Source organism: Bradyrhizobium sp. Unk1 (assembly GCF_059512345.1).
Window position 1 is genome coordinate 169,520 of the sequence record NZ_JCAMOP010000020.1, and the last position, 7,614, is coordinate 177,133.

Here is a 7,614-nt window from a genome sequence, read left to right on the forward strand (position 1 = left end):
GTCTCAGCCCATTTGCTGAAACTTCCCGTTCTGGAACCTGACCCTTCGTCCAGTGTTGTTCGGCGACCGCTCAGTCGCGCTCGCGACTTCGGCGCTCGCGCAATATTCTCCGAGCACGTCGAGCTCCAATCCGTCGTTACGCAGCGTCAGTAGGATTCCACAGCGGCACCGTGCCGTGCTCTTCGACGTCGACACCGTCCTCCAGCTCCTCTTCGGGATCCGCGCAGACCAATCCTCCGACGAAATCGGCCCAGACGCCGCCTCCGTCATCGCCAGAGCGCTGCGGGCCAGACGTCCAACTCCGGCACCAACACCACGCAGGCGCCGACTTCGAACAACTCGACCAGCGAGGTGCAGACGAGGCAGCCCTCCAACCAGGCCAATCCGCCTTCGAACCAGGCGCAGACCAACGCGCCTGCGAATAACCGGACGCTCCGGCTTCGGGCACCAATCAGGCCCAGTCCCCGAAGCGGCGCCATTGGTCGCGGTCTCGGAGTTAGCGACGCGCCGTAGCTTTTCCCACACCCGCGACCGGCAGTAGCCCGCGAACAACTACGAGCCAGACTAACGACGTGATGAAGGCGCGATCGTGGGGGATGGTAAGAACGTCGCGCTGCCGATTGGTGATAGTTTGACATTGATCAATTCGTGGGGGGCGGCTCGAACTCGTCCAGCACAGCGCCATCTTGATCGTGGACTATCACTCTGCGACCAGTATCGCTAGCGAGCTTCCGACCGAGCGACAGCGCGGTCTTAACGTCCGGGAGGTCGAGCGAGATCAAGGAGCAGGTTCGGGGACCGGTCCCGATGATCGCAATATTTGCCTTGCTGTCAGACAAGCCGCTCCCCTGGGTTTGACGGGAAGCGCTACGCGCAATCTCACACCGATATCTGCCACGGTCCGCTCGGTGATGACGGTCAACTGCCGGCAAACCATGGGGTTGCTATCCGAACGTTTGCTTACCGTGCAGGGCCGGTGGATCGCGCCGGTGTTCTCACAGTTTAGCGGCGGAGCATGGCCGCTCAGGAACCAGCGACCTCAGACACTGTTACGGCTTTGCTGGCTCGGCCGAACTGGCGAAGCGGCCCCGACCTATCCCGGCAATCTCCCCTGAAGTCGGGGCCGACTCTCCGCCTTTGGCGCGCCGAAAGGTAAAAAAGATCAATGAAGGTTTTCATCTACGTGAACACCGCTAGGCAGGCCGGTGACGTCGAGCATCTCAAGGTCTTCGCGACCGAAGACGCTGCCAAGGATTGGCTCGATGAGAACGATCCCGAGGGGGTAGCGTTCGAGTATGATGTGATGGGCCCGGCGCGAGTGGGGTCATCTTCTCGCCGAGAGGAAGCCGCCAACTGAGGCGGCGTTACAAGTGCGGCGCCAGGTAGTCGAGCTTGAAAAAACCGTAGAGGGCGAGAGCGGTTCCAGCCACGAAAGCGACATCCATCGTCGCCCATTCGCGTCTGGAAAATAGATCGAAGTCGAACATAAGGAGCCCTTGTCGAAGAGCTAACGCGCCGATCCAATTGCGCGCCGGAGTGCTAAGTCCGCTGTCAGAGGCGGCCTTATCCCGTCTTCCGCTCTAGCATCGCCATCTCAACCTGGTCTGCCAGAACCGAGAGATGGTTTGCGAGATGGTTGAACAGCTCGCGCTTGGCCGGTTCGGTTGCGAGATCGCGGATAAGGGCACACTCGGCCGCGTCCGTCCGCAGCTTCTCAAGTTGGGCTTGGTAGTCCTTCATAGAGGTCGTCCGCTTTGCCCCGAGTTTCACCCCCGGAACAAGCGTGGTCAACCAGATTTTGGGGGTTGCGAGCCGGGCGATCTTAGCCACTCGCTGATATGCATGCCGGTCTCGCACTGGCGGGCTTGCCGCAAAAGATGCTCCCGTTTCATGCCGGGCCTCAGTTTCTTGGCCTCCTCACGAAGTCGATCAGCTTCATGAGTCAGACGTTCTTCCAACGTTTCTGTTTGCTTGATGCGACGCCGACGCTTGATGGTCATGGCGCTCTCCCCGTTCGAGTAGGGCGGGAGCGCTACCGGCGTTCTCATCACCGACTGATGCCACGGGCCGAGCGGCGATGGCGAAATCATACTCCAGGTAGCGATTGGTGTATGTGGACAAGTGCACACAGCAGCCATTGGGGCCGGAAGTCGCCCGCGTAAGCCAGCGGGCACCCTCACAAACCTGTGGCACGGCCACTGCACAATTCAAGCTAACTGGGATTTCAGAACTCAGTTTGAGAATGAGACGCTGCCGGGACATGTATTTCGAGCCCGGCAGCGTTCTATTTCGAGACCGGTGGGACAGCCGCCAACTTGCACCGGCCCTGGGCGGTCGAGACCTGGTTCGATGGTCGGTCGAATTGATCTGGCTGGCGCCTTTGCACTGTCGGCCCGGAGGCGCGTCGGCCGTCCCAAGGGCGATCCGGGTGGTTCTCGTAAACCCAGCTGATGCACGTCGTGGTCATTGCACCGGCGGCCAGCGGCTTTTCTTAGCCAGCGATCCCGCGTAAGGGCAGCGCCAGCTGCATGTCGAAGCGCCTTGTGGCGTTAGCGGCGATGAAGGCTTGCAGTGCAGACGAGATCTCGGCATCGGTGTCGGCTGCGCGCTGGGCCAGGGCGTTGGCAACGTCGGAAGTCGCATCCCGCGACCAGCCCTCGGCGGTATTGAAGGATACAATCCGGACCGGATAGGCGTACTGCCCAGACAGGAGATTTTGCAGGACGCCCTCGAGGTCAGGGTCAGCCGTCATCCGTCTCGCGCCAGGCGCAACCGGCGCGCGCGCCGAAGTCTTCAAGCAGTCGCGGTCGAGGCGGTCGGCCCGCACGATCGAGGAGGAACGCATACGCTACTCTGACTACAAGGGGAACGGAGACGGCTCTGGCTCCAGGGGGGCAAGGGGTTAGGCCGGGCCGCACCGCCCGGCCTTGGCAACGAGCCAGCGATCGCTCGCCCTTGTTGTTCCCCAGAGCCCGCAAGATCGGGAAAAAATGGCACCGGCGTCCGAGCGCGTAGCCTGGAGAGGCGGCAAACCAGTCCCGTGAATTGCCAGCATGGCCGCGAGAGTTTCCTGATGGACACGACTGTGACGTTCGATGAGCTGCGACAGATACGCGATCGAGCAAGGCTGGCTCGAGCTGCACGAGAGCGGCACTTACGTGCGGCTAAACAAGACAGTTGATCAGATGTAAGCGAAAACGGCCTCGCGCATCCCCCGGGCTGGCACCGAATGCTGAGGCCGTTCGGCGTAAGCGAATCAAAACGCGCGCACTGCCAGTTTTTCCCAACCTGAAGTGGCGGGCGCACTAACAAATGTTGGTTGAAGTCTTTTTGCCGCGTCAGTCGAAGGCAATACCAGACGGCGTTCCTTTCGCCAGACGATGTGACAAGGTCGCCTGAAATTAGGACACTCAGATTACCAGATTTTCCCGCTACGTAACGCCTTGGTGAACGAACCGGCGCAGATCTCGTTCTGGCCGTGGTCGCGTGCCTGACAAAAGGCTCCCAGCCTGCGGCGGAAAGGACGTTGGCTCGCCGCCTGCTAGGCGCAGGCTTCACGTAAATGATGATTGCCACAACGGCAGCGAGCGCAAAGCCATCGAGCGCCAGGAACAGCCATGAAATCGCCCGTCGCGAAACGATCCATCCTCGTCGGCGGCCATAAGACCAGCGTCTGCCGGAAGAGGCATTCTGGACGGCTGTGAAAGAGATTTCCCGCCAGCGCGACATGTCGCTATCGGATCTAGCCAGTGAGATCGCTCCCGGACAAGCACGCCGCCTGGAAGGAGGCCACCGTCACGGCCGGGCAGATGCTTCAGGGCATCGACGGAAAGCTGAGGCCGGGACACGATTGGCGCATGGAAGTAACGGACGCGTTTCAGAACACGCTCTACGTGCTGCACATTCAAGCTGAGAAGCCAAATTAACCTCGCAGCGCTGTCGAGCGAAGACCCCCGTCTTCTAAGCTCTCACGCGAGTAGGAAAGTGCGGCAGGCCTGTTCTTAGGGCAGTACGATAATCCGCGATCTTCGCCAACAGCGCTGCAGAAGCCGTCATTTCACGGTCAAAGATCGGGACAAATGACACTCGCCTGAGCCGAACTGCCGTTTGTTGATCTATCCAAGAGGGCGGAATGAAACTTTCGGTCAGGGAGGATATTGTGCTGAGGAGCCAACTATTTTGGGAGGCCGCCATATGGCAGATGCTGTTCGCCACCCGTGGACCTCAGAAGAGATTGAGAAGCTCAAGGCGATGGCCGGGAATCACCGGCGCGAAAAGATAGCCGCTGAATTAAACCGAGGCGCCCCGGCGGTGGCCCTCAAAGCGCATCAGCTCGGGATCTCTTTGCGATACCACGCCATGCCAACGCGTCGACCATCAACAGCCGAGTCAGTGCCTGGCCAGTGACTCGATTGTTTTTGACCAGAAGGGCTCATTAAGAAGCTCCGCAAGGAAACTAAGGCCGCCTCAGTTGGCGGCCTATTTCTTATGGGCAATTTTTGCGGAGTCACTTGGGTCTCGCAATGAGCAAGCCAAGAATCTCCCGCCAAGTTTCAAGCGCGAAGCTATCCTCCGCAAAGCCAGACAAGCCGAGACTGGATTGCATGTGCGCAAGGGGTTGCGATTCCCGGGCTCGCAGGCACCGAAGTAGCTCGCACAACAAAGCAAGGGCCGCTGTCGTCCACAGCGGCCCCTCACGCTTGCCGGGCCCGGAATGCCACTTTGTCCCGGTTAACAAATCCTTTCCATAACCTATGTGAATCGGCGCCCCTAATTCTTGAGTAGAGGCCGCCTTGTTCGGATTAGCCACCGGCGGCACTGCAGGGTCTAAACATCCTGACGCGGCCGGTTCACGACGTAAGGATTGCTCGGCGGTGTGGGGCTAGTCCGGCTCCAACTTCCCACGACAACGCGGTGGATACGCCCGCCGCCGTACGCGCCATAAAGAACCTGGGCAACACCGACATCGGAATTCTCAAGAAGTAATACATGGGGGGTGTGCTGGAAACCTGCCTACGAATCCAGGGTAGAGATGCACTGTTAGTGATCCACAGCGCTGCAAATCGCTGTTAGCTGCGGCCCTGGTTGGCGTCAGGAACATCGTGTTTCTTGCCAAGTTTCCCACGCCCTCGACGATGCTCGCCGAGGGTAAGCTCTGGGCCTCGGCTCATCTCGCTTTGAGCCTTTGTTGATGATCCCTCACAGCGGGTACTGCTTGCTGTCATCGTCCAGGCAGAACTGTCAACTTCCGAGACGCCTCGATGCTCCAGAACGAATTTGCAGCCATTTCTCTCGCATGCTGCCCCAACATGGCGATTCGTCTGCTGGTAAATTCCGTAATGACGGAGAAAAATTCAGTTGGCGACCTGATCGCCGCAAGCCTCAGGCCGAATTCAAAAGCAAATTGCCCGTTGGCTTGGGCAATCTCAAGAAGCTTCGCTTGATATGCCTGCATGTTTACCGTCGCTAAAGCGAAGCCTGTTGTTGGATCGCTATCCCTCATCGTCTGGCTGACGTCACCTGGCAACGCATCCACCCGAGTCTCGATGAGGGGAGCGTCGTGTTTTGGATCGTCATGAAGCCTAAGCGGCTGTTCAATCGCGGCTACAGTCGCAGAGTGCAGAAAATCGTCTTTCGGACTTCTAACAGTCTCGACGGGGGGAGCATCGTTTTTTGAATCGTCATGAAGCTTAAGCGGCTGTTCAATCGAGGCCACAGGCTGCAGAAAATCGTCTTTCGGACTTCTAACAATGGCTTGCTTGTTCCGTTGGGCCCGCGCGGCCTTTTTCGGATTGCGGACGGGTTTTGACGCTGTTGCCAGTTTGCGTTTGCTCATGTGACCCTCCAAGAACTTGGGGTAACCGTCATTCCTGAAAAGACAACAAGCTTTGCGATGCGGCGTTCCAAGCTCTCGGATTGTAGGAGTACCGCATGAACTGAGAACAATCTCACTTTCGAAGAGTAAGACCCTGAGTGCAGCGTTTTGCTTTTTGGGGCTCTATGGCCACAACGAGGGGCTGGCACTGAGGCCGTTCGGCGCAGCCGAATCAGGCGCATTGCCGGTTATTCCTGATCTTCAAAGAGGGAGCAACACGTGAGATTGCGAGTGTCCTAAAGAGGAGCGCCCCAGCGCCGTGTCACCGGACGCGCTGGGGCAAGTTGTCGGTCGAATGCCTCTTGTGTTGGGCTTGTGACAAACCATGCACCGCAGGGACGTTCCTAGCGAGCGACCGCAGAACGAAAAAGGCCCCGCCAGGCGGGGCCTTTGGGGTAGTCGACGTTGCGTTCCTTGGAGTGCTGGACAGCATGGAGGCTCATCAGCATCATCAACGTGACAAAGGGAGTTGGTTCCGTCAGGAACAACGGCTCCGCGCCTTGGATCCGCAGTGTTCGCCGCCGATTCCAAGAGATGGAGTAGTATTGGAACCGGTAGCGAGAAACGCGCGTGGCCACCGCCTTCATGCGACGCCGCGCCACGGCCCGCTCTTGATTTAAATCAACGGCGGCGCTGGCGACCCGCGCGACCGTGAGTCATGGGGTCGGAAGTTTCATCGCGCTGATCGTACTGGCGATTGGCCCTTCGCGCTGGCTGTTGTGGAACGCGGCCGGCGCTGTAGGATTCTGACGCATGCCGCGCTATTTCTTCCACGTCATCCACAAACGCCGCGAACTCGACCGCGAAGGCTATGAGCTACCTGACGAGCACGCCGCTTGGAAGGAAGCCACGGTAACGGCTGGGCAGATACTCCAAGGCCTCCATGGGAAGTTAACGCCCGACCGCGAATGGCGGATGGAAGTCGTGGATGAGTCCCGAAACACGCTCTATGTCCTGCGTATTAATGCCGAGAAGCGAACGTAAGCCTTGGCTCAGTTGGCACGCTATCAATTAATCTAGCGTTCGGCGACTAGTTCAGCGGCACGATGTGAAAATGATCTCCCTCGGAGACAATCCTATACGGCGTCTCCAGATGCAAGCTGGTGGAATTCCTCAAATAACTTTACCCCGATTGCACGCCGCAGGATTGTGAAACGGGCTTGCGGAGGCCGCTGGCGCGTCGGCGGTTGGGGGCGGGTGTGTTGGGGCCGGAGCGGACGGCGGGCGCATGGGCGGGCCGGCACCGAGGCCGGGAGCACACCGTGGTCCAACCGGCCCCGGCCTCGGCACTGCAATCGCCTCACACGGAAGAGGGACGCGCTGGCAGGCTACACCTGCAGGGGTGAAGGTTGAAGGGGGAACCGGTCGGGCCAGCTCATTTGCGTTCGAGCAGTTTGGTGAAGGTCAGCCCCGGATTGATCGCCAGCATATTGATGATGTCGGGCAGCGGCATCTCGGGCGCATCCACCATCACCTCAAAATGGCAGCCGGGATGCGCGACGTCGAAGTCGCGCAGATGTTGCAGCCACGCCTGTTGCAGGGATTCCGGGACGTGGGCGATGGTGAGGATCTTGACGTCAGCGGGGGCATAGTCGCGCGCTTCGGCGCACTCCGGCGACAGACCTTGCTGGCGATGGACTCCAGCGCCTTGCTTCACTTTCGCCATCCAGCCATCGACCCACGCTTTGAGATCGGGATTCTCCATATGGTCGCCTCCGTTTCATTTGAGTGGGCCTTCG

Annotated in this window: 9 protein-coding genes and 1 pseudogene; 4 read left to right on the forward strand and 6 right to left on the reverse strand. The window is 59.4% G+C overall.

Annotated features, from left to right (window positions below):
* Window positions 1-1,165 precede the first annotated feature (1,165 nt).
* Complete coding sequence (locus AC5ZFO_RS25655) at window positions 1,166-1,357, forward strand: hypothetical protein (protein WP_212102025.1); 192 nt, start codon at window positions 1,166-1,168, stop codon at window positions 1,355-1,357.
* A 7-nt stretch (window positions 1,358-1,364) separates the two neighbouring features.
* Here the strand turns inward: AC5ZFO_RS25655 and AC5ZFO_RS25660 are convergent, their stop codons facing one another.
* The 4 genes from AC5ZFO_RS25660 to AC5ZFO_RS25675 form a co-directional block, all read right to left on the reverse strand.
* Complete coding sequence (locus AC5ZFO_RS25660; RefSeq protein WP_496122778.1) at window positions 1,365-1,487, reverse strand: hypothetical protein; 123 nt, start codon at window positions 1,485-1,487, stop codon at window positions 1,365-1,367.
* Window positions 1,488-1,563: 76 nt separating this feature from the next.
* Window positions 1,564-1,740 carry a hypothetical protein gene (locus AC5ZFO_RS25665; protein WP_496122779.1) on the reverse strand — a complete coding sequence of 59 codons (177 nt, stop codon included), beginning with the start codon at window positions 1,738-1,740 and terminating at the stop codon, window positions 1,564-1,566.
* Between the two features lie 47 nt (window positions 1,741-1,787).
* On the reverse strand, window positions 1,788-2,000 hold the full coding sequence (locus AC5ZFO_RS25670) for a hypothetical protein (protein WP_306664709.1): 213 nt from the start codon (window positions 1,998-2,000) through the stop codon (window positions 1,788-1,790).
* A 491-nt stretch (window positions 2,001-2,491) separates the two neighbouring features.
* On the reverse strand, window positions 2,492-2,845 hold the full coding sequence (locus AC5ZFO_RS25675) for a hypothetical protein (RefSeq protein ID WP_496122780.1): 354 nt from the start codon (window positions 2,843-2,845) through the stop codon (window positions 2,492-2,494).
* Between the two features lie 772 nt (window positions 2,846-3,617).
* Between AC5ZFO_RS25675 and AC5ZFO_RS25680 the strand changes: the two are divergent.
* Window positions 3,618-3,757 (forward strand): annotated as a pseudogene (locus tag AC5ZFO_RS25680) (ribbon-helix-helix domain-containing protein); the annotation flags it as partial.
* Between the two features lie 52 nt (window positions 3,758-3,809).
* Window positions 3,810-3,926 carry a hypothetical protein gene (locus tag AC5ZFO_RS25685; RefSeq protein WP_496122781.1) on the forward strand — a complete coding sequence of 39 codons (117 nt, stop codon included), beginning with the start codon at window positions 3,810-3,812 and terminating at the stop codon, window positions 3,924-3,926.
* Window positions 3,927-5,221: 1,295 nt separating this feature from the next.
* Here AC5ZFO_RS25685 and AC5ZFO_RS25690 read toward each other — a convergent pair.
* Window positions 5,222-5,836: a Phasin protein gene (locus AC5ZFO_RS25690; RefSeq protein WP_496122782.1), complete on the reverse strand. Its 615-nt coding sequence runs from the start codon at window positions 5,834-5,836 to the stop codon at window positions 5,222-5,224.
* 792 nt (window positions 5,837-6,628) lie between these two features.
* On the opposite strand from AC5ZFO_RS25690, the gene AC5ZFO_RS25695 reads away from it, so the two are divergent.
* Window positions 6,629-6,859: a DUF6894 family protein gene (locus AC5ZFO_RS25695; RefSeq protein WP_162479166.1), complete on the forward strand. Its 231-nt coding sequence runs from the start codon at window positions 6,629-6,631 to the stop codon at window positions 6,857-6,859.
* A gap of 391 nt (window positions 6,860-7,250) precedes the next feature.
* Here the strand turns inward: AC5ZFO_RS25695 and AC5ZFO_RS25700 are convergent, their stop codons facing one another.
* Window positions 7,251-7,580: a hypothetical protein gene (locus AC5ZFO_RS25700; RefSeq protein WP_496122783.1), complete on the reverse strand. Its 330-nt coding sequence runs from the start codon at window positions 7,578-7,580 to the stop codon at window positions 7,251-7,253.
* Window positions 7,581-7,614: the final 34 nt, after the last annotated feature.

Bases quoted from the DNA above. Each gene is read 5' to 3' on its own strand.
- AC5ZFO_RS25660 (WP_496122778.1), bottom strand. From the start codon at position 1,487: ATGTTCGACTTCGATCTATTTTCCAGACGCGAATGGGCGACGATGGAT.
- AC5ZFO_RS25690 (WP_496122782.1), bottom strand. From the start codon at position 5,836: ATGAGCAAACGCAAACTGGCAACAGCGTCAAAACCCGTCCGCAATCCG.
- AC5ZFO_RS25670 (WP_306664709.1), bottom strand. From the start codon at position 2,000: ATGACCATCAAGCGTCGGCGTCGCATCAAGCAAACAGAAACGTTGGAA.
- AC5ZFO_RS25685 (WP_496122781.1), top strand. From the start codon at position 3,810: ATGCTTCAGGGCATCGACGGAAAGCTGAGGCCGGGACACGATTGGCGC.
- AC5ZFO_RS25665 (WP_496122779.1), bottom strand. From the start codon at position 1,740: ATGAAGGACTACCAAGCCCAACTTGAGAAGCTGCGGACGGACGCGGCC.
- AC5ZFO_RS25695 (WP_162479166.1), top strand. From the start codon at position 6,629: ATGCCGCGCTATTTCTTCCACGTCATCCACAAACGCCGCGAACTCGAC.
- AC5ZFO_RS25700 (WP_496122783.1), bottom strand. From the start codon at position 7,580: ATGGAGAATCCCGATCTCAAAGCGTGGGTCGATGGCTGGATGGCGAAA.
- AC5ZFO_RS25655 (WP_212102025.1), top strand. From the start codon at position 1,166: ATGAAGGTTTTCATCTACGTGAACACCGCTAGGCAGGCCGGTGACGTC.
- AC5ZFO_RS25675 (WP_496122780.1), bottom strand. From the start codon at position 2,845: ATGCGTTCCTCCTCGATCGTGCGGGCCGACCGCCTCGACCGCGACTGC.